The sequence below is a fragment of the Streptomyces glaucescens genome (assembly GCF_002154375.1).
In the GTDB taxonomy this organism is placed as follows: Bacteria; Actinomycetota; Actinomycetes; order Streptomycetales; family Streptomycetaceae; genus Streptomyces; species Streptomyces glaucescens.
In genome coordinates, this window is the sequence record NZ_MUND01001089.1 from 1 (window position 1) to 585 (window position 585).

The window sequence follows — 585 nt, forward strand, 5'->3', positions numbered from 1 at the left end:
GAACGGGACCCAGGATGCGGAGGGGGCCGAGGAGGCGGGAGAGCGGCGCGTCGCAGCGTCACCAGGGCCCCGGCAGGGGCGCCGGCCGGGGCCGCGCCAGCGGTCCATCTCATGGACGTTGCGGCGCGAGCGGCCAGGGTTGAGCGATCATTGGGGCATGCCCGTAGTCGACATCCCCGGTTCCAAGTCCATCACCGCCCGCGCCCTCTTCCTCGCGGCGGCAGCCGACGGCGTCACGACTCTCGTCCGGCCCCTGCGGTCGGACGACACCGAGGGCTTCGCCGAGGGCCTGGTACGGCTCGGCTACCGGGTCGGCCGCACCCCGGACACCTGGCAGGTCGACGGGCGCCCCGAGGGCCCGGCCGTGACGGAGGCCGACGTCTACTGCCGCGACGGCGCGACGACGGCCCGCTTCCTGCCCGCGCTCGCCGCCGCCGGCCACGGCACCTACCGCTTCGACGCCTCCGCGCAGATGCGCCGCCGCCCCCTGCTGCCGCTCACCCGGGCCCTGCGTGACCTCGGCGTGAAGCTGCGGCACGAGGAGAAGGAGGGCCACCACCCGCTGACCGTCGAGGCGGCGGGGGT

At 76.1% G+C, this 585-nt stretch carries 1 pseudogene; it reads left to right on the forward strand.

What is annotated here, in order from left to right:
- Positions 1 to 157: 157 nt before the first annotated feature.
- Positions 158 to 585: pseudogene (locus CCN42_RS40795) on the forward strand (3-phosphoshikimate 1-carboxyvinyltransferase); the annotation flags it as partial.